Origin of the sequence: Neorhizobium sp. NCHU2750, assembly GCF_003597675.1 — a bacterium.
Classification (GTDB): Bacteria; Pseudomonadota; Alphaproteobacteria; order Rhizobiales; family Rhizobiaceae; genus Neorhizobium.
The window spans coordinates 2,205,282-2,223,437 of record NZ_CP030827.1; the positions used below are offsets into that span (position 1 = coordinate 2,205,282).

Here is an 18,156-nt window from a genome sequence, read left to right on the forward strand (position 1 = left end):
CCTCCCCCGGTGGGCGTCGTTCGTTTGCCCCCCCCACCCCGTAACAATGACCGATTTCCACGTCGGCCCGATGCTTATTCGGCAATGCACGTAGCGCATAGGTGGCATACAGAACACGCGCTGTTTTTTGTGCAAAATCCAATTTAAAACGATTAGCAGATGAAGAGGGCGGAGATGACGCCCACAGGGCAAAGGACCCCCACCATGAGCATCGCAAAGAAATTCAGCGACTGGCGCAAGTACCGCGAAACCGTCACCGAGCTCGGCCGCATGACCGACCGCGAACTTGGCGACCTTGGCATCGGCCGCGCAGACATCCGTCGCGTCGCACGCACGGCAGTCGGCTTCTAATCCAGTCTCGACATCTCCAGTCGACCGAAAACGCCTCCTCCGGGAGGCGTTTTTCGTTTGCGCTCAAGGGCTTGGGCGCACTAGCCTCAAATGCTCATTTTCTGGGCTCAGCACTCAAAATCGGCAACTCATTGCACAAATGCATGGCAGTCGCATATTTTTTGCACTCCACATTATTATTATCCGGCCGTATAACAACGCCATCGCCGGAGCCGATAACGAGCCGCCGGGAAAAAGACGACTTGAGGAAACCACCATGAACCCGATCCGCATCGCAAAGAACTGGGTCAGCTACCGCCGCACGATGAACGAACTCGGCAACCTGTCCAACCAGGCCCTGTCCGACATCGGCCTGACCCGTTACGACATCCGCAACATCGCAGCCCGTTCCTTCCGTTAATCCCCGACGGATGGCAGGCGAGACCTGCCTCGTGGAACAGAGGCCCGACGCTCACGCGTTCAAATGGACGCATGAACACGCGGAAAGTCTTGGGACATGGCATCGAGACCGCTGAAGATCGCCCGGATCTTCGCCTCGATGCCGGGACCGAACATCCAAGGATGATCAAAGGCACCTTTCGAGGTGCCTTTTTGATTCCTGTCTTCCGCAGCTCGTGATAATGACGCGCCCCATGACAGATACATCCCATTCCCCCATTCACGTTGTCGGCGGCGGCCTTGCCGGTTCCGAAGCCGCCTGGCAGATCGCCGAGGCCGGCATTCCGGTCATCCTGCACGAGATGCGCGGCGTGCGCGGTACCGACGCGCACAAGACCGACGGGCTTGCCGAGCTCGTCTGCTCCAATTCCTTCCGCTCCGACGACGCAACCGCCAATGCGGTCGGCGTCATCCATGCGGAAATGCGGCTTGCCGGATCGCTGATCATGGCCTGCGCCGACAAGAACCAGGTGCCGGCCGGCGGCGCGCTTGCCGTCGATCGCGATGGTTTCTCCGACGCCGTCACCGCGGCGATCTCCGGCCACCCGCTGATCAGCGTCGTCCGCGAAGAGATCGAAGGCCTCCCGCCGGAAGACTGGGATCTTGCCGTGGTCGCGACCGGCCCGCTCACCTCGCCTGCCCTCGCATCCTCGATCCAGCAGCAGACCGGCGAGAACCAGTTGGCCTTCTTCGATGCGATTGCGCCGATCGTGCATCGCGATTCGATCGACATGGATATCTGCTGGTACCAGTCGCGCTACGACAAAGTCGGCCCCGGCGGCACCGGCAAGGACTATATCAACTGCCCGATGGATGAGGCGCAGTACAACGCCTTTGTCGACGCGCTGATCGCCGGCGATACGGTCGGTTTCAAGGAATGGGAAGGCACGCCCTATTTCGACGGCTGCCTGCCGATCGAGGTCATGGCTGAGCGTGGTCGCGAGACGCTGCGCCACGGTCCGATGAAGCCGATGGGCCTGACCAATTCACACAATCCGACCGTCAAGGCCTATGCCGTCGTCCAGCTTCGCCAGGATAATGCGCTCGGCACTCTCTATAATATGGTAGGCTTCCAGACCAAGCTGAAATACGGCGCCCAGGCGGAAATCTTCCGCATGATTCCGGGCCTGCAGAATGCCGAATTCGCCCGCCTCGGCGGCCTGCACCGCAATACCTATATCCAGTCGCCGATCCTGCTCGACAGCTCACTGACCTTGAAGAGCCGCCCCGGCCTGCGGTTTGCTGGCCAGATCACCGGTTGCGAGGGCTATGTGGAAAGTGCTGCGATCGGGCTTCTCGCCGGGCGCTTTGCGGCGGCTGAACGCAAGGGCGAAGCTGTCGTTCCACCACCGCCGACCACGGCCTTCGGCTCGCTGCTCGGCCATATTACCGGAGGCCACCTCATCCATGACGAAGAGCCCGGCAAACGCTCCTTCCAGCCGATGAACATCAATTTCGGCCTGTTTCCGGACCTGGAGCCCGGCTCGATCGTCAAGCCGGAAGGCGTCAAGCGCTTCCGCGGCAAGGACAAGACGATCATGAAGCGGCAGCTGATGTCAGCCCGCGCGCTGAAGGATTGTGCTAATTGGCTCGGTCGGGATTGACCGGGCTGCCTTCGGCAACCGCCATCTCGGTGTCGGTTGCCGGTTTCCCGTCATGGCTCGGCTCGCCGTGCCGCTGTTCCTCTTCGTGGTCGATGACGCTCGCATAGTTGTCGAGCAGCCAGAGCGAGACCTCCGCAGCCTCCCGCTCGCTGGCGAAGACGAAATCACCGTTCTGGATCGGTGCATCGAGAAATTCGGCGGAGAATCCCTTGGCATCAGCATGCGGCACCAGCCGCACGCGGCCCGGCTGCACCAGATTACACGCATAATGGTTGTTGCGGTTGCGCATGAACCCGGTCTTGTTTTCATGCAGACGCACGAAAACCGCATTGCCGTTTGCCGTTATATGCAGACTGCGGATCGCCTCACCCGGAAAGGCACGGCCGAATTCGAGAATGGCCGTTCCCACGTCATGGCGATCCTGCTCCGCATTCTTGCGGCCGATCCGCCGGATGTAGAAAACCAGCATCAGGATCAGGCCGACAATGACGATCCATGCAATAAAGGGGCTCAAACCGATTCTCCTTCGGCATAACGGGCCATGTATTGCATTATGCCTAGTCTGCGAGGCTTGCGCGAATGTTATCTGATCTCAGAGCCGGCGCAGGAACGCAACTTTCATCATCGTCACCTGGCGGCGCCATTGTGGCTGCTGCAGCCCGCCTTCGAATGCGCCAGCGCCTATTCTATGCGCACGCACGAGCACGGCCTCGCTGAGGCTTGCCGGAAAGAAGGCCGGAGAGACGGAGGCCGCAAGCCGTCCGGCACGACGCGCCTTCTGCAGGTGTTCGAGCCCGAGCCCCGCAAATGCCTCGATCGCCGCCGAGATACGCACCTTGTCCTCACCCGCCAGAAAACTGTCGCGATCGAGGCCGGTGGCCGACAGGATATCGAGCGGCACGTAAAGCTGGCGCCTTCGCACATGGATCGGCAGAAGCATCAGGAACCCGGCGATCGACTGGGCAACCCCGGCATGGCCTGCCGCCTCCGCCGATTGCGCTGCATCTTCCGCTGAAAGAACGAGGCTCGCGAGCTGTATCAGCGCCGAAGCGGTCTCGCCGGCATATCCTTCCAGCGCGTTGCGATCCGGCAGGGGATCATCATAAAGGTCGAAGATCCGCGCCTCGGTCATGGCAATGAGCGTCTGCTTCGGCAGGCGGTACCGTTCGACCGTCTCCATCAGGGCGGCCGCCACCGGATTGCCGCTGCTTTCGCCGGACGCATTGCCGTCGATCAGGTCACGCCACCATTGCAGGCGGATCTCACCCGGCAATGCTTCGCGCACCACATCCCGCACACGGGCAATTTCGGCATTGAAGGCATAAAGCGACGCCAGCGCGCCACGTTTTTCCTCAGGGGACAGCAGGCAGGCAAGATAACGATCGCGATCCGTCTCGCGCAGCATGGAAAGGCAATGCGTGCCGTTATCGGTCTGGCCGGAAGATGCTGCCGCCATTTCAGACCGCGATCAGTGCCGCGGCGACCGCGCGGTCTTCCAACAGCATGACATTGAAGGTTCTGACTGCGGCGCCCGTGCTCATCGGGTCCGCCGAAATTCCGCTCGCCTTCAGCGCAGCCTTGAGGTCCGCAGGCAGGGGCTTGAAGCCGATACCCGTCCCGACCAGCAGCACTTCGATTCCGGATGCCTCGTTCAGCACCTGCTCGAAAGCCGCCACCGTCAGGGCGTCGCTCTCTTCCGTCTTCCAGCCGTGAATACCGGACGGAAGGCAGAGAAGCGAACCGCGATGCGACATGTCGGCAAATCGGAAGCCGCCATTGCCATAGGCGTCGATCGGCGCACGGCCGGGAAAATGAGCCTCCCTGATCTCGATGCCTCTCGCCATGACGCTATACCTTCTTCAAATAAAGCTTTGCCCGGATACGGTGCCTGCCAAGCCGGCAGGTGCGATCCGGGCAATGAGTGTTACCGGCTCACGCATGAGCCGGACGATATTGCTTACTTGGAAGGGGCCTCGGTCTTGACCGGCTCGCCCTTGACCTTCACCTCGGCAATATAGGAGCGCATGGCGCGAACCTTGACACCTTCGGCGATCTCGACTTCGAGTTCGTTGTCGTCGATGACCTTGCTCACCTTGCCCATCAGGCCGCCACCCAGCACCACCTGGTCGCCGCGACGAACTGCATTCAGCGTCTCCTGACGCTTCTTGGCATTGGCGCGCTGCGGACGGATGAGGAAGAAATACCACACCACCATCAGGGGTGCGAACAGCATCACCATCTGCAGGATCGAATCCGTGCTGGAAGTACTTGCTGCGCCACTCGCCTGGGCGAATGCATCGGTAATGAACATCGAGAACTCCTAAGACTACCGGAGACTCCCCGCCCCCGTTCAAGTCGCCGGAATATAGTTGCGATGGGTCGGATTGCAACAGAAAGCGGCACTTTGCCGTACCGAATCCACGGCTGAAAGCCTTTCTGGGCGATGACTTGCATGTTACCGCGGCGATAAGTAACGCCGATAATGGAGGAAAGGCCCGATGAGCAGCGAGATGAGCGACAATTTCAACGCACAGGTCCTGGCCGAAATCCGCCGCCTCGCCGATGCCGTCGAACGGCTGGCCGGCCCCGCTCCGGCCGTCAACGACTGGGATACAGCCGACTGTTTCGCCTGGGTTCCCGCCAATCAGCGGCTGCAGCCCGTTCCAAGACCGAACCGCATCGCACTCACACTGATCCGCGGCGTCGACCACGTCCGCGACATCCTGCACGAGAACACCCTGCGCTTTGCCGAGGGCTATCCGGCAAACAATGTTCTCCTCTGGGGCGCGCGCGGCATGGGCAAGTCCTCGCTGGTGAAGGCCGTCCATGAAGATGTGCGCAAATCCTCCGGCATCTCGCTGAAGCTGGTCGAGGTCCATCGCGAGGACATTGCTTCGCTGCCGGCCCTTCTCGATATCCTGAAAGGCTCAGGCCACCGCGCCATCCTGTTCTGCGACGACCTGTCCTTCGATCACGACGATACGGCCTACAAGTCGCTGAAGGCCGCGCTCGACGGCGGCATCGAAGGCCGTCCCGACAATGTCCTCTTCTACGCCACCTCGAACCGCCGCCACCTCCTGCCCCGCAACATGATGGAAAACGAACAGTCGACCGCCATCAATCCGTCGGAAGCGGTGGAGGAAAAGGTCTCTCTGTCGGATCGCTTCGGCCTCTGGCTCGGCTTCCACAAATGCAGCCAGGACGACTATCTGGCGATGATCGACGGCTATGCCAGCCACTTCGATCTCGGCCTCGATCAGGAAACCTTGCACGCGCAGGCTCTGGAATGGGCCACCACCCGCGGCGGCCGTTCGGGCCGCGTCGCCTGGCAATATATCCAGGACCTTGCCGGCCGCCTGCGCAAGCCGCTGGATCGGGCCTGACGAAAAAGCAGGATCAGAATACAAAAAAGCCCGGCACTGCCGGGCTTTTTCGTCGTCCCCTTGAAACGCACTACATTATTCAAGGTAGGTGATCGGGTTGACCGGAGTGGCATCCTTGCGCACTTCGAAATGAACCTGCGGGCGCTGGGCGTCGCCGCTCATGCCGGAGGATGCGAGCGTCTGGCCGCGGGTAACCTTCTGGCCACGGCTGACGTCAATCGCACCGGCATGGCCGTAGACGGTGACCTTGCCGTCGTCGTGACGCACCAGAACCGTGTTGCCGAGCTGCTTGAGGCCGTTGCCTGCATAGATGACCACGCCGTTTTCGGCCGCCTTGATCGGCGTGCCTTCCGGAACCGAAATGTCGATACCGTCATTACGGCTGCCGTTCACATTGGCACCGTAGCCGGCGATGACCGCACCGTTGACCGGCCAGCGATACTTTTCGATGCCGGTCGATTGCGGAGCCGTCGAACCGGTGTCGGACTTTTTCTGGACATCGCTGAGCGACGCCGTCTCGGTTGGCGCAGGCTTTGCCGGAGCAACAGCAGGCTCTGCCTTGGCGACAGCCGGCTGAGGAGCGGCAGCCTTCGGCGCCACAGGCGCCAACTCGGCCGGCTTCTGCGGGATGGAGGCGGTGCGAACCGGATCCGTCATGCCGTTTGCGACCTTCAGTCGCTGGCCGACGCGAACCGTGCCCTCGTTGAGCCCGTTGGCAGCCTTCAGCGCATCGACGGACGTGCCGGTTTCGCGGGCGATCTTGGTCAGCGTATCGCCGGGCTTGACCGTGTAGCTGCCGTCAAGCGGCTTGCCGCCGGGAGGCGTGATCTTTGCCGGCTCGGCAAAGGACTTGTCGCGCGTGGCCGACGGCAGCACGGCAACCTTCTGCTCCGGCTGGTTCGAAGGCTCCGGCGCGCGGTTCTGCAGATCGATATCGGCAGCAGCCGTCTTGGCGGAATTGCGGGCGGGACCGAAGGTCGGAATGATGACCGACTGGCCGGCTGCGAGCGAACCGCCGTTTGCCCTGAGAATTTCCTTTTCCGGAACGCCGTAGCGGTTGGCGAGCGTCTTGGCCGTCTCGCCCGGCTTCAGCATGACGTGCGGCGCATTGACGGTCGACCAGCCGGACATCGGCTTGACCGTGCCCGTCGTCAGATTGTCTGCCGTGTGCATTGCGGCCGGTGCAGCGGCGCGCATGCTCGACTGCTGCGACGGGAAAGGCTGCGCCATTGCCTGCTGTCGAGCCGGCGATTCGATGCTGCGCGAAGAGGCGACCGGAGGAAGATCGCTCGGCGCAGCAAGATCAGACCGCTGCACGCTTACAGGCGCGGATTCGACGCGCGCCGGAGACGCGTAGCCGCCGGAAGAACGATAAGGCTGCGAGGACGCAACATTGCCCGAACCATAGCCGTTCGAACCGTAAGAGCCCGAACCATATCCCTGTTGCGGCGGCAAAGCCTGGCCCGAACCGAGATCACCCTGCGGCACCGGCGCCTGGCCGTACGCACCGGCACCCTGGCGCTGCGGTATCGACGCAGTCGTCATCGTGTCGGTTTCGTTGAACATGCCGGAAAAACGGGTGGCATCGGAGCTGCAGCCTGTTGCGGCACCGGCCAAAAGGGCAGCCGCTGTGAACTTTACAACGGATATACCGAACTTGGGTGTACTCTTAAGACGCATTGACTCGACCTACTCAGACGCAACCATCATGCGATGTATTAAAGCCTGTTAGTCTTACCGGTCGGTTAAGGCGCCACCTCAAATATCAGTTTTTTGTCAATTCGCTAACCATGTGAGCCCTCGCTTCAGAGAGCGGCAGCGATGTGCGGAACCAGCGGAAGGAAGGGGGCTGTGAACAGATCCTCGCGCTCGAAACGGCTTCCCGTCTTGGTCAGGCGCACCATCAGGCATGTCTCGTCATCGATCACCAGAGGCGCGATCATCGACCCGCCATGGGTCAATTGTTCCGCGTAGAACCGCGGCAGAGCGGTAAAGGCAGCGGTAGACAATATGCGGTCGAACGTGCCCTCGCCCGGCAGGCCGTTGCTACCGTCGGCATGACGAATGATGACATTGCGCAGGTTGAGCGCATCCATCCGGGCGCTGGCCGCCGTTGCCAGCGTCTTGTAGCGCTCGACGGTCATCACCCGCTCGGCAATCCGGCCCATCACGGCGGCCGTGAAGCCGCTGCCGGTGCCGATCTCGAGCACCCGGTGGCCGGGCTTGACCTGCAGCCGGTGCAGAAGCCGCACGGCCATATCGGCACCTTCCATGAAGGCACCGCAATCAATCGGGATCGTCCTGCTGGAATAGGCTTCTTCGGCAAGCGGCGCCGGCACGAATTGCGAGCGCGGCGTCTGTTCGACGGCTGTCAGGAGGTCGAGACTGGAAATCCCCTCCGCCCGCAATCGAAGTACGAGCGCGGCAAACCCTTCCTTCTCGACCATTCCAGGTTTCAACCGGCCACTCCTGCTCCCAATGCCGACGCAAGCCGATCCTGAACCGAATAATCCGTCAGGTCCAGCTTCAGCGGCGTCACCGAGATTCTGTTCTGCTTGAGCGCCTGAATGTCCGTTCCGTCGCGGAAATTACCCTTACGGTCGGAGAACTTGAGCCAGTAATAGGGACGGCCGCGGCCATCTTCGCGCGCATCGATCGTCAGGCCGAAATCGAGCTTGCCCTGCGATGTCACTTCGACGCCCTGCACATCCTCCTTGGCGCAATGCGGGAAGTTGACGTTGAGCAACGTGCCCTCCGGAAGATCGACCTCAATCAGCTTGCGTAAAAGATCCGGTGCAAGCGTCTCGGCCACGTCCCATGGCGTGAAGCGGCCGTCTTCCTTGCGGGCAGCCTGGCTGAGCGCGATCGAGCGAATGCCCTGCAGCGTCCCCTCGATGGCACCGGCAACCGTACCCGAATAGGTCACGTCGTCTGCCATATTGCCACCGTCATTGACGCCAGACAGGACGAGATCGGGCTTGCCGCCCATGATCTCGGCAATCGCCATGATCACGCAATCCGTCGGCGTGCCGCGCAGCGCATAGCGCTTGTCGTCGATCTTGCGCAGCCTGAGCGGTTCCGACAGCGTCAGCGAATGCGCCAGCCCGCTCTGGTCCGTTTCCGGAGCCACGATCCACACGTCGTCGGACAAGGTCCGTGCAATCCGCTCAAGAACCGCAAGGCCCTCCGCATGGATGCCGTCGTCATTGGTAAGCAGGATGCGCATGCCGTTAATCCCTCAAGCCTTTTCGATCTTCATCAGGCCGCCCATGTAGGGCAGAAGGGCATCCGGAATTGTGACAGAACCGTCTTCGTTGAGGTAATTTTCCAGAACCGCGATCAGGCAGCGGCCGACCGCCGTGCCCGAACCGTTCAGCGTATGGACGAAGCGCAAGGCCTTCTCATCCTTCACCCGGTAGCGGGCATTCATCCGCCGACCCTGGAAATCGCCGCAGACCGAGCATGACGAGATTTCGCGATAGGTATCCTGCCCCGGCAGCCAGACCTCGATGTCATAGGTCTTGCGGGCGCCAAAGCCCATGTCGCCGGTGCACAGCGTCACGGTGCGGAAATGCAGGCCGAGACGTTTCAGCACGTTCTCGGCGCATTCGGTCATCCGCTCATGCTCGGCAATCGAACTGTCCGCATCGGTGATCGACACGAGTTCGCATTTCCAGAACTGGTGCTGGCGCAGCATGCCGCGCGTATCGCGACCGGCCGATCCGGCTTCCGAGCGGAACGATGGTGTCAGTGCCGTGAAGCGCAGCGGCAGCTTTTCCTGCTCCAGCATCTCGCCGGACACGAGATTGGTCAGCGTCACTTCCGCAGTCGGGATGAGGTAGCGGCCATCCGTAGTCTTGAACAGGTCTTCCTCGAATTTCGGCAGCTGGCCGGTGCCATACATGGTCTCGGCCTTCACCATCAGCGGCGAAGACACTTCCGTGTAGCCGTGCTCGGTCGTGTGCATGTCGAGCATGAACTGGCCGAGCGCGCGTTCCAGCCGGGCGAGCTGGCTGGTCAGCACCGTGAAGCGCGAACCGGAAATCTTCGAGGCGCGATCGAAATCCATGTAGCCGAGCGCTTCGCCGATATCGAAATGCTCCTTGGCCGGATGGTTCCAGCCCGGCTTCTGGCCGACGACACGAGTGACCACGTTGTCATGCTCGTCCTTGCCGACCGGCACGTCGTCGAGCGGAATGTTGGGAATGCGCGACAGGGCGTCGTCGAGAGCGGCAATCGCCTCGCGCTCCTCCTGCTCGGCGGCAGGCATGGTTTCCTTGATTTCGGCGACTTCGGCCTTCAGCTTTTCGGCAAGTTCAAGGTTCTTCTGACCCATCGCAGCGCCGATTTCCTTCGACGCGGCATTGCGGCGGGACTGCATGTCCTGAAGCTTCTGGATCACGGCGCGGCGGCGATCATCCATCGCCACCAGCGTTGCAGCCATCGGCTCGACGCTGCGCTTGGCAAGCGCCTCGTCGAAAGCCTGTTCGTTTTCACGGATCCACTTGATATCGAGCATCGTCCCTAAGCCTTCAATGCGAACAGCCGCACGCTTGCTGGACGAAAGACCTCAGGTCTTCTCTGTCTCCGTCTCGGCAACCTCCGACGAGGCCTGCTCATGCTCGGCGTCTTCGGCACGTTTGCGCTCGACGAGTCGTGCGGCATAGATGGAAATCTCGTAGAGAAGGATGGTTGGCAGCGCAAGGCCGATCTGGGACATCGGGTCCGGAGGCGTCAGCACCGCAGCCGCAATGAACGCCAGCACGATCGCATATTTGCGCTTTTCCTTCAGCCACTGGCTGGTCAGTAACCCGACGCGCGCCAGAAGCGTGGTGACCACCGGCAACTGGAACACCAGGCCGAAGGACAGGACCAGCGTCATGATCAGGCTGAGATATTCCGATACCCGCGGCAGGAGCGAAATGGCCACGTCACCATCGCCACCGGACTGCTGCATGGCAAGAAAGAACCACATCACCATCGGGCAGAAGAAGAAATAGACCAGCGCACCGCCCATCAGGAACAGGATTGGAGAGGCGATCAGGAACGGCAGGAAGGCCGAGCGCTCGTTCTTGTAGAGGCCGGGAGCGACGAACTTGTAGATCTGCGATGCGATGACCGGGAATGCGATCACCAGCGCGCCGAACATCGCCACCTTCACCTGGGTGAAGAAGAATTCCTGCGGCGCCGTATAGATCAGCTCCGACTTGGTCACATCGAGGCCTGCCCAAATGACAGCCCACTTGTACGGGATAACCAGCAGGTTGAAGAGGTGTTTTGCAAAGAAGAAGCAGATGATGAAGGCGATGAAAAACGCACCGATCGACCAGATCAGGCGTGTGCGCAGTTCCATCAAATGTTCGATGAGCGGCTGCGGCTTGTCCTCGTAGTCTCCGCTCATGCTTCATCCTTCGGAGTATCGGTCTTCTTGGTCGCGCGCTTGCGAACAGGAGCAGCAGTCGCGACTGTTGTCGCCTCGGCAACCTTGGGAGCAGCACGGCTGCGCTTCGGCTTGGCTGCGGCTTCGACGACAGGCTCGGCGGCCTTGACCTTGGAAACCTTCGCGGCCGTTGCCTTCGGTGCCGCAGCCTTCTTGGCGGCGGCAGGCTTCGCTGCCTTCACCTCAGTCGGGGCAACAGTGGTCTCAGCCACAACGGCCACAACCGGTTCGGACGTTTTCGCAGCCGGCTTACGCGGCGCACGCGTCTTTGCTTTCGGTGTTTCGGTTGCCGCAACGACAGCAGGCGTTACCGCAGCAGCAGCAGGCTTGCTCTCGGCAGTCACAGGACTCGCCGGCGCAGCAGGCTCGATGCTTGGCGGCACTTCCGGGGTCACCGAGGCAGGCGCCGTACCTTCAACCGTATGCTGCGCGTCCGCGTCCGTCGGGCTCAGCAGCGTGGAATTGGTCTCGACGGAGGTCGGAACCTGGGTCGCCTTCTGCAGGTCAGACTTGATATCCTGCCCCATCTGCCTCAGCGGATTGATCGCGTCGCGAAGAGCACTGGTCGGATTGAGCTTCTGCGCATCCGATATGGTCTTGCGCACATCGTCCATATCGGCTTCGCGCAGTGCCTCGTCGAATTGCGCCCGGAATTCTCCGGCCATTTTGCGAAAATTCGCAGTCATCTTGCCGAAGGCGCGTATCATCGGCGGCAGGTCCTTGGGACCGACCACGACAATAAGCACGACCGCAATGACGAGCAGTTCGGTCCAACCGATATCAAACATGCAACGAGGCTCCTGAAACCTGCGGCCCGGTCAATTAAGAGCGGGTGGTTTCCTTGACCTCATCAGCCTTGTGGTCGACGGTCTTCGCAGTGGTCGTCTCAGGAGCGTCTTCGTCGGACATGCCCTTCTTGAAGCTCTTGATGCCCTTTGCGACGTCGCCCATCAATTCCGGAATCTTGCCGCGTCCGAAGAGAACGAGGACGATCGCCAGAACGATCAGCCAATGCCACACACTGAAAGAACCCATAAGTCCAACTCCAATTCGAATTTCGTATTCGATGTAAGCTCTTTGTGGCGCTTTTTCAAACACCAATATTGCATGATACAATAGTAATCACGCCGTCGTTAGCAGCGGAAGTCTTTCCGTTTGACGAAATGGGCCCTAAGCGCCGCGCCTGCGACTATTCGTCTTCCACGCCACCGGGGCTGAGCAGGCCGAGTTCCTCCAGATCCATCTGGGTGATCGGATCCTCGTCATCCGCCGCATCATCGGAAATGCCGGGCATTGGAATATGGAAGCCCGGCGGAATGCGGCCGGAAAGCAGGCCCGCACCTTTAAGCTCTTCGAGACCCGGCAGGTCACGCAGTTCCTCGATGCCGAAATGGTCGAGGAAATCAGTCGTGGTGCCGAGCGTCACCGGGCGGCCCGGCGAACGCCGGCGTCCGCGAAAACGCACCCAGCCCGCCTCCATCAGAACATCGAGCGTTCCCTTGGACGTCTGCACGCCGCGGATATCCTCGATCTCGGCGCGGGTGACCGGCTGGTGATAGGCAATGATCGCCAGCACTTCGAGCGCCGCGCGCGACAGCTTCTTCACCTCGTTGTCATCCTTGCGGATGACGAAGGAAAGATCGGCAGCGGTTCTGAAAGCCCAACGGTCGGCCGTGCGCACGAGGTTGACCCCGCGCCCGGCATAGATTTCGGCCAGCCGCGCCATCAGTGCGCCGATATCCGTTCCCTTCGGCAACCTGTCGGCGAGAAAGCTTTCCGGCACGGGTTCTGCCGATGCAAAGACCAGAGCTTCGGCGATCCGCTCTGCTTCGAGATCGGAAAACGGCACGACATGGCCATCCTGCAAGTCTTCGGCGATCTCGTTCATCGTTTCAACGTCATCCATCATCGCGGTCATTCCGCCTCTCCGCTCGCCGTCGCAGCAGGTGCGGAACGCGGCCGTGTGCCCGCCCTCAGATAGATCGGCTGGAACGCACCATCCTGGCGGATATCGAGCTTGCCCTCACGCACCAGTTCCAGCGAGGCTGCAAAGGCACTTGCGGTCGCCGTCACTCGATCTTCCGGCGGAAGATAAGGCAGGAGATAGGTCTGCAGCGCCGTCCAGTCGGCAATCTCCCCAAGCATCCGCGTCAGCAGCTCGCGTGCATCGACCAGCGACCAGACCTTGCGCTTTTCGATCGTCACCTGGGTGATCGCCGTGCGCTGCCGCAGATTGGCATAGGCCGACAACAGGTCATAGAGGCTGGCATCATAGGCCGACTGCACCCGATGCGGGATATGCTCCGGTGCGCCGCGGGCAAACACGTCGCGGCCGAGACGATTGCGATTGACGAGCTGGTTCGCTGCCTCGCGCATGGCTTCGAGACGACGCAGGCGGAAGGCCAGCGTCGCCGCCATTTCCTCACCGCTCGGACCATCGTCACCCTTGATCTGCTGGGGAATGAGCAGTCTGGATTTCAGATAGGCGAGCCAGGCAGCCATGACGAGATAGTCGGCCGCAAGCTCGATGCGGACACGGCGCGCACTGTCGACGAACTGGAGGTATTGCTCGGCAAGCGCCAGCACCGAGATGCGCGACAGATCGACCTTCTGGCTGCGGGCAAGATGCAGCAGAAGGTCCAGCGGACCTTCGAAACCGGCCACGTCGATGACAAAAGCGGGATCGTCGGCAGCACGCTCGCTCACGTCCTGCCAGAGCTTGTCCATCGGAATGGCGCCCTGCCCCGAATTCACCGCCAATCGAAAACCTCTCTCGCCTGGCGGTGCCGTCCGTCAGGCGACCGCCGTTAACTGATGAAACTCGTCCCGCAGCGCCGTTTCACTGGAACCGTCCGGTCGCGCAAATCCACGTTCGACCGCTTCGACACGGGCAAGCGGCTTGCCCGCCAGCGGCACCACTTCCCTCACCACGGCCTTCATTTCGTCCATCAGGCCGTTGCAATGCAAGACAATATCGCAACCTCCCCCCATGATTCGTGCCGCACGCTCGCCGATCGTACCCTTCAGCGCATTCATCGATGTGTCGTCGGAGATCAAAAGCCCGTCGAAACCGATATGGCCGCGGATCACCTCGTTGATCACGATCGGCGAGATGGTCGCCGGATCGCGGTCGTCATAGGCGGTGAAGACGATATGCGCGCTCATCGCCATCAACTCGTCCTTCATCGATATGAAGGGCAGGAAATCATGCGCTTCGAGTTCGGCGCGCGAGGCAGTGACGACCGGCAGTTCGTGATGGGAATCGGCCATGCCCCGGCCGTGGCCGGGCATATGCTTCATCACCGGCAGCATGCCGCCCGCCTTCAGCCCTTCGGCCGCCGCCTTGCCCATCTGCCCGACGGTCTTCGGGTCAAAGCCATAGGCGCGATCGCCGATGACGTTGCTGGCCCCCTCGACAGGCACGTCGAGCACCGGCAGGCAGTCCGCGGTGATCCCGAGCTTCAGGAGATCGAATGCATGCAGGCGCGACATCAGCCAGGCGGCGCGAAGTCCCTTGTCGCGATCCTGCCGATAGATTTCTCCAAGCACCGCCGCCGATGGATAGCGCTCGATCATCGGCGGGCGGATACGCTGCACGCGTCCGCCTTCCTGGTCGATGAAGACCGGCGCGTCGGGGCGTCCTACTGCATCGCGCATGGCGGCGGTCAGATCGCTGATCTGGTTGAGCTCGAGGCAATTGCGGGCAAACAGGATGAAGCCCCAGGGCCGCTCGTCGCGATAGAGCGAAATCTCGTCTTCGGTCAGCGTGGCGCCGCTTGCGCCGAGGATCATGGCCTTGGATACAGTCATGTTGGATAATCCGCAAATCGGGGGATGAACGAAAAACGGGGCGCAGCGCGCCCCGTCAGTCTCAGAGATGAAGCCTGTCAGCGGGCCACGATGCAGCTGCCGCCGGCTGCGCGGAACTTTTCGCACAGCGCCACGGCCTGATCCTTGCTGCCGGCCGGAATGCGGACGCGGTAGAAGGTGCCCTTGCCGGCAATCTCGGCGGCCTTGATGTCGACGCCACGTCCACCGATGACGCTGCCGAACTTGTTCGACAGGTTCTGGTAGGACTTCTGCGCATCGGCCTGGGTCGGAAGCGATGCGACCTGGATCACATAGCCACCATCAGCGGCAGAAGCGACCTGAGTGTTCTGCGCCGCGGCCGCAGGAGCTGCAGCGGGTGCCGCTGCAGGAGTACGCACGGTGCCCTGCCCGCTTACGCTAGCCACGACATTGGCCGGCTGCTGCGAAGGACGTGCCATCGGCACGGGCGCCTTGACGGCGGCAGCAGGCGCGGTATCGGCAAGCTGATCGATGGTAGCCGGGGCCTGGGCAGACTGCGACATGGCCGAGGCAACATCGGCCGGAGCAGACGCAGGCACGACGCCTGCCGGCTGCGAACCAGCCGTCGGGAATGCCGCAGCACTCTGGCCAGATGCATTCGAGGCCGGCATGTCGGTCTTGCCGGCTGCGCCAGCAACCTTTTCTGCTGATGCCGCATCGACATCCTGCTCGACCAGCGTACCGTCGGCGCGCACGATCATCGTCTTGACCTTGCGCGGCATGACCGTCACGGCCTGCTGCTGATCCTGCGGCAACAGACGCGGATCCTGCGTATCGCCGCTATCGGCTGCGTCGTCATTGCCGCCTTCGCTGTCGACAGGCGCGGTATCAGGCATCAGCGTCTTCTGCACGACATCGACCGGCTCTTCGCTGCTCGAAATCAGCTGCTGCTGCTTCGGCGTCTCGGATGCCGTTCCACCGACGCGGTCGTAAACGGCCTTGTCCTGGTTCGGCACCGTCTTGCCGCCCGGATTTTCAGGAGCAACCTTGACCGGGTCGGTATCGGCGGCAATCACCACCGGTTCGCCACTTCCGCCAATGCCGGAAGAATGGCCGAACCAGGCATAGGCGCCTGCACCACCGAGAACCAGCATGCCGACGGCAGCCAAAGGCGCGATCCAGCGACGAGAGGACGACGTGCCCTGCTCGTCGTCGATATCCTGATCTGCCTCGTCGGCCGCCGCATAGCGATCGTCGGCAGCAAGCGGCGTTGCCAGGCTGCGGCGGAAATCTTCTTCCAGCGCCCGCTCGAAATCGTCGAGATCAGCATAGACCGACTGGGGCTGGGCTGCGGCCTGCGTTGCGGCCGGCTCGGCCTTCGTCGCAGCGCTGGCACGCGGTGCCGGTGTAACGTCTTCCGGAGCTTCCAGAAGCGAGGCAAGCTCGGCGTCGATGTCGAGATCGAAATCGTTGCGATAGACCGGTTCCGGCTTTTCCTCGACCGGCAGGGCGGGAACATCGAGTTCGGCGATCGCTTCGGGCTGCTCTTCCGAATCGGCGATCAGGGCCGGATCGAAGGGAACATCGTCATCGAGATCGACAGGCTGTTCACTCGCCCGATCCTTCGCCATCGGCGCCGAAAAAGTCGAAGCAGCGGCCAGAGCAGGAGCCGCAGCCAGAGCGGGAGCCATGACTGGGGCAGCGGCCAAGACTGGGGCAGATGCAGGTGCAGGCGCCTTGGCCGGCTGAACCGAAATCTGCGGCGCTACGGCTGCTGCATCAGGCACAACCACTTTGCTGTTTTCCGAAACCACCATGTCGGCGAGATCGAGTTCCAGATCGTCCAGCGCCAGTTCGAATTCCATGTCGGCGAACGGGTCAAGCTCGTCTGCCACTGCCGCGGGGGCAGCAACGGTAACCGGTGCAGCGACGGGCGCGACCGCAGGCTGCGGCTTGGCCGGTGCGACAGAAACGGCTGGGGCAACCGGAAGCACAGGCGCCGCAGGAGGTACCGGCGGCGCATAACGATCGACGTCGCGGAACAACGCGTCGAGTTCGGCAAAGCGGTCACTATTGTTTTTGGCAGGTGCTTCGCTGCGCGCGGCTTCGACAGTGCGCACAGGCTCTGCCGGACCGGCAAGCGGGATGTCCATCGCCGGCACCGAGGGCGCGAGCGCGTCAACGACTGGCGCCATCACCGGAGCCGGAGCGGCCACGGGCATTTCAACCTTCAGCTCGGCGACAGGCTCGACCCTGGCCTCGACCTTGGGCGCAGGCGGCTGGTGCGAGGCCACGCCGGCCCCCGACTGGAAATTCGCCAGCGGCATGCGGAAGCTCGGGGTGAATGCCGCAGGCTTCCGTTTCATCTCGGCGACAGGCTGCGCGGCAGACACCGGCGCGGCCACGATCGAGGTCTCGAGCTCGGCGGCGAGATCGAAATCGTCGAAGGACGGCTCGGGCTCGACAGGAACGGGAGCAGCGACGACCGGCGCGGCAGGCGCCATGTCCGCGACGACGACCGGAGCCGGCGCGCTGGCGACAGACGGAAGTTCGAAACGAACCTCGTCCTCGACGACCTGCTGCGAGGAGAAGACATCGAAGCCACCGTCGTCATTCGAGACGACAGGCTCACGCGGCGCTACGTCGACATCGTGGAAACGGTCCTGAGCCGGCTCAACGCGTTCGGCAACAGGGCGATCGGAGACCGGCTCGATCATCGCCCACTCGTCGGCGACCATTGGCGCAGGCTCTTGAACCGAAGAAGCGGGCTCGAAGAATTCCGGTGGCAACGGCGACAGGGCCGGAGAGGCAGGCTCTGCCGGAGCCTCGAGGGAAAAGCCAGGAAGAGAAACGGGCTCGGCACGCGAAACCGGCTGGGCCGCGACCGGCTCCGCGACAACGGGAGCCAGATCATCGACGGGATCGAGCCTCGGCGCATCATAGCGCTCGAACTCTCTCAGCAGCTCGTCTTCCAGATTGAAGACCGGGTCGTTGCGAACGGGCGCTACGGGTGCGGTGATGGCCGGCTCGGGTTTTGCAGCAACCCGTTCCTCATAACCGACAATCCGAGCGAGTTCAGCCAACGGGTCACCATCGGCAAAGAAATCCGGTACGTCATTCCGGCTACGCGCAAGGTTGTTATCAGCCATTA

Annotated in this window: 20 protein-coding genes; 4 read left to right on the top strand and 16 right to left on the bottom strand. The window is 62.1% G+C overall.

Features of this window, described 5'->3' with window-relative positions; genetic code table 11:
* Positions 1 to 204 precede the first annotated feature (204 nt).
* Complete coding sequence (locus tag NCHU2750_RS10760) at positions 205 to 351, top strand: DUF1127 domain-containing protein (RefSeq protein WP_119940432.1); 147 nt, start codon at positions 205 to 207, stop codon at positions 349 to 351.
* A 256-nt stretch (positions 352 to 607) separates the two neighbouring features.
* On the top strand, positions 608 to 751 hold the full coding sequence (locus NCHU2750_RS10765) for a DUF1127 domain-containing protein (RefSeq protein WP_119940433.1): 144 nt from the start codon (positions 608 to 610) through the stop codon (positions 749 to 751).
* 59 nt (positions 752 to 810) lie between these two features.
* Here NCHU2750_RS10765 and NCHU2750_RS30475 read toward each other — a convergent pair whose 3' ends face one another.
* Positions 811 to 996, bottom strand: coding sequence for a hypothetical protein (locus NCHU2750_RS30475; protein ID WP_162939584.1), 186 nt, complete (start codon positions 994 to 996; stop codon positions 811 to 813).
* Here NCHU2750_RS30475 and trmFO point away from each other — a divergent pair.
* Positions 984 to 2,393: a methylenetetrahydrofolate--tRNA-(uracil(54)-C(5))-methyltransferase (FADH(2)-oxidizing) TrmFO gene (trmFO, locus tag NCHU2750_RS10770; protein WP_119940434.1), complete on the top strand. Its 1,410-nt coding sequence runs from the start codon at positions 984 to 986 to the stop codon at positions 2,391 to 2,393. The genes NCHU2750_RS30475 and trmFO overlap by 13 nt on opposite strands.
* Here trmFO and NCHU2750_RS10775 read toward each other — a convergent pair.
* The 4 genes from NCHU2750_RS10775 to yajC all read right to left on the bottom strand — a co-directional run bounded on the left by NCHU2750_RS10775 (position 2,371) and on the right by yajC (position 4,704).
* On the bottom strand, positions 2,371 to 2,862 hold the full coding sequence (locus NCHU2750_RS10775) for a hypothetical protein (RefSeq protein ID WP_245480399.1): 492 nt from the start codon (positions 2,860 to 2,862) through the stop codon (positions 2,371 to 2,373). The genes trmFO and NCHU2750_RS10775 overlap by 23 nt on opposite strands.
* A gap of 123 nt (positions 2,863 to 2,985) precedes the next feature.
* A complete protein-coding gene (locus tag NCHU2750_RS10780; protein WP_119940435.1) occupies positions 2,986 to 3,849 on the bottom strand; it encodes a phytoene/squalene synthase family protein in 864 nt (287 codons plus the stop codon).
* Between the two features lies 1 nt (position 3,850).
* Entirely contained in the window at positions 3,851 to 4,237 is a 387-nt protein-coding gene (locus NCHU2750_RS10785) for an Mth938-like domain-containing protein (RefSeq protein ID WP_119940436.1), read from the bottom strand.
* 113 nt (positions 4,238 to 4,350) lie between these two features.
* On the bottom strand, positions 4,351 to 4,704 hold the full coding sequence (gene yajC / locus NCHU2750_RS10790) for a preprotein translocase subunit YajC (RefSeq protein WP_119940437.1): 354 nt from the start codon (positions 4,702 to 4,704) through the stop codon (positions 4,351 to 4,353).
* A 199-nt stretch (positions 4,705 to 4,903) separates the two neighbouring features.
* On the opposite strand from yajC, the gene NCHU2750_RS10795 reads away from it, so the two are divergent.
* Positions 4,904 to 5,776: an ATP-binding protein gene (locus tag NCHU2750_RS10795; RefSeq protein WP_119943211.1), complete on the top strand. Its 873-nt coding sequence runs from the start codon at positions 4,904 to 4,906 to the stop codon at positions 5,774 to 5,776.
* A gap of 75 nt (positions 5,777 to 5,851) precedes the next feature.
* Here NCHU2750_RS10795 and NCHU2750_RS10800 read toward each other — a convergent pair whose 3' ends face one another.
* From NCHU2750_RS10800 to NCHU2750_RS10850, 11 genes are all read right to left on the bottom strand, one after another.
* Entirely contained in the window at positions 5,852 to 7,456 is a 1,605-nt protein-coding gene (locus tag NCHU2750_RS10800) for a LysM peptidoglycan-binding domain-containing M23 family metallopeptidase (RefSeq protein WP_119940438.1), read from the bottom strand.
* Positions 7,457 to 7,581: 125 nt separating this feature from the next.
* Complete coding sequence (locus NCHU2750_RS10805) at positions 7,582 to 8,223, bottom strand: protein-L-isoaspartate(D-aspartate) O-methyltransferase (RefSeq protein ID WP_502703845.1); 642 nt, start codon at positions 8,221 to 8,223, stop codon at positions 7,582 to 7,584.
* A gap of 8 nt (positions 8,224 to 8,231) precedes the next feature.
* Positions 8,232 to 9,002 carry a 5'/3'-nucleotidase SurE gene (gene surE, locus NCHU2750_RS10810; protein ID WP_119940440.1) on the bottom strand — a complete coding sequence of 257 codons (771 nt, stop codon included), beginning with the start codon at positions 9,000 to 9,002 and terminating at the stop codon, positions 8,232 to 8,234.
* 12 nt (positions 9,003 to 9,014) lie between these two features.
* On the bottom strand, positions 9,015 to 10,295 hold the full coding sequence (serS, locus tag NCHU2750_RS10815) for a serine--tRNA ligase (protein ID WP_119940441.1): 1,281 nt from the start codon (positions 10,293 to 10,295) through the stop codon (positions 9,015 to 9,017).
* A 51-nt stretch (positions 10,296 to 10,346) separates the two neighbouring features.
* Positions 10,347 to 11,177 (bottom strand): twin-arginine translocase subunit TatC, encoded by an 831-nt coding sequence (tatC, locus tag NCHU2750_RS10820; protein WP_119940442.1) that lies wholly within the window; start codon positions 11,175 to 11,177, stop codon positions 10,347 to 10,349.
* Complete coding sequence (gene tatB, locus NCHU2750_RS10825; RefSeq protein WP_119940444.1) at positions 11,174 to 12,004, bottom strand: Sec-independent protein translocase protein TatB; 831 nt, start codon at positions 12,002 to 12,004, stop codon at positions 11,174 to 11,176. The genes tatC and tatB overlap by 4 nt, the downstream gene beginning before the upstream one ends.
* A 34-nt stretch (positions 12,005 to 12,038) precedes the next feature.
* A complete protein-coding gene (locus NCHU2750_RS10830; protein ID WP_119940445.1) occupies positions 12,039 to 12,251 on the bottom strand; it encodes a twin-arginine translocase TatA/TatE family subunit in 213 nt (70 codons plus the stop codon).
* 154 nt (positions 12,252 to 12,405) lie between these two features.
* Complete coding sequence (gene scpB / locus NCHU2750_RS10835; protein WP_245480400.1) at positions 12,406 to 13,104, bottom strand: SMC-Scp complex subunit ScpB; 699 nt, start codon at positions 13,102 to 13,104, stop codon at positions 12,406 to 12,408.
* 26 nt (positions 13,105 to 13,130) lie between these two features.
* On the bottom strand, positions 13,131 to 13,943 hold the full coding sequence (locus tag NCHU2750_RS10840; protein WP_119943215.1) for a segregation and condensation protein A: 813 nt from the start codon (positions 13,941 to 13,943) through the stop codon (positions 13,131 to 13,133).
* Positions 13,944 to 14,009: 66 nt separating this feature from the next.
* Positions 14,010 to 15,026 (bottom strand): beta-N-acetylhexosaminidase, encoded by a 1,017-nt coding sequence (nagZ, locus tag NCHU2750_RS10845; protein ID WP_119940446.1) that lies wholly within the window; start codon positions 15,024 to 15,026, stop codon positions 14,010 to 14,012.
* Positions 15,027 to 15,103: 77 nt separating this feature from the next.
* Entirely contained in the window at positions 15,104 to 18,154 is a 3,051-nt protein-coding gene (locus tag NCHU2750_RS10850) for an SPOR domain-containing protein (RefSeq protein WP_119940447.1), read from the bottom strand.
* Between the last annotated feature and the right edge of the window lie 2 nt (positions 18,155 to 18,156).

Bases quoted from the DNA above. Each gene is read 5' to 3' on its own strand.
- NCHU2750_RS10765 (WP_119940433.1), top strand. From the start codon at position 608: ATGAACCCGATCCGCATCGCAAAGAACTGGGTCAGCTACCGCCGCACG.
- NCHU2750_RS10780 (WP_119940435.1), bottom strand. From the start codon at position 3,849: ATGGCGGCAGCATCTTCCGGCCAGACCGATAACGGCACGCATTGCCTT.
- serS (WP_119940441.1), bottom strand. From the start codon at position 10,295: ATGCTCGATATCAAGTGGATCCGTGAAAACGAACAGGCTTTCGACGAG.
- scpB (WP_245480400.1), bottom strand. From the start codon at position 13,104: ATGAACGAGATCGCCGAAGACTTGCAGGATGGCCATGTCGTGCCGTTT.
- trmFO (WP_119940434.1), top strand. From the start codon at position 984: ATGACAGATACATCCCATTCCCCCATTCACGTTGTCGGCGGCGGCCTT.
- NCHU2750_RS10800 (WP_119940438.1), bottom strand. From the start codon at position 7,456: ATGCGTCTTAAGAGTACACCCAAGTTCGGTATATCCGTTGTAAAGTTC.
- NCHU2750_RS10850 (WP_119940447.1), bottom strand. From the start codon at position 18,154: ATGGCTGATAACAACCTTGCGCGTAGCCGGAATGACGTACCGGATTTC.
- nagZ (WP_119940446.1), bottom strand. From the start codon at position 15,026: ATGACTGTATCCAAGGCCATGATCCTCGGCGCAAGCGGCGCCACGCTG.
- NCHU2750_RS10795 (WP_119943211.1), top strand. From the start codon at position 4,904: ATGAGCGACAATTTCAACGCACAGGTCCTGGCCGAAATCCGCCGCCTC.
- tatC (WP_119940442.1), bottom strand. From the start codon at position 11,177: ATGAGCGGAGACTACGAGGACAAGCCGCAGCCGCTCATCGAACATTTG.
- NCHU2750_RS10830 (WP_119940445.1), bottom strand. From the start codon at position 12,251: ATGGGTTCTTTCAGTGTGTGGCATTGGCTGATCGTTCTGGCGATCGTC.
- surE (WP_119940440.1), bottom strand. From the start codon at position 9,002: ATGCGCATCCTGCTTACCAATGACGACGGCATCCATGCGGAGGGCCTT.
- NCHU2750_RS10805 (WP_502703845.1), bottom strand. From the start codon at position 8,223: ATGGTCGAGAAGGAAGGGTTTGCCGCGCTCGTACTTCGATTGCGGGCG.
- NCHU2750_RS10840 (WP_119943215.1), bottom strand. From the start codon at position 13,943: ATGGACAAGCTCTGGCAGGACGTGAGCGAGCGTGCTGCCGACGATCCC.
- NCHU2750_RS10785 (WP_119940436.1), bottom strand. From the start codon at position 4,237: ATGGCGAGAGGCATCGAGATCAGGGAGGCTCATTTTCCCGGCCGTGCG.
- NCHU2750_RS10760 (WP_119940432.1), top strand. From the start codon at position 205: ATGAGCATCGCAAAGAAATTCAGCGACTGGCGCAAGTACCGCGAAACC.
- NCHU2750_RS30475 (WP_162939584.1), bottom strand. From the start codon at position 996: ATGTATCTGTCATGGGGCGCGTCATTATCACGAGCTGCGGAAGACAGG.
- NCHU2750_RS10775 (WP_245480399.1), bottom strand. From the start codon at position 2,862: ATGCTGGTTTTCTACATCCGGCGGATCGGCCGCAAGAATGCGGAGCAG.
- yajC (WP_119940437.1), bottom strand. From the start codon at position 4,704: ATGTTCATTACCGATGCATTCGCCCAGGCGAGTGGCGCAGCAAGTACT.
- tatB (WP_119940444.1), bottom strand. From the start codon at position 12,004: ATGTTTGATATCGGTTGGACCGAACTGCTCGTCATTGCGGTCGTGCTT.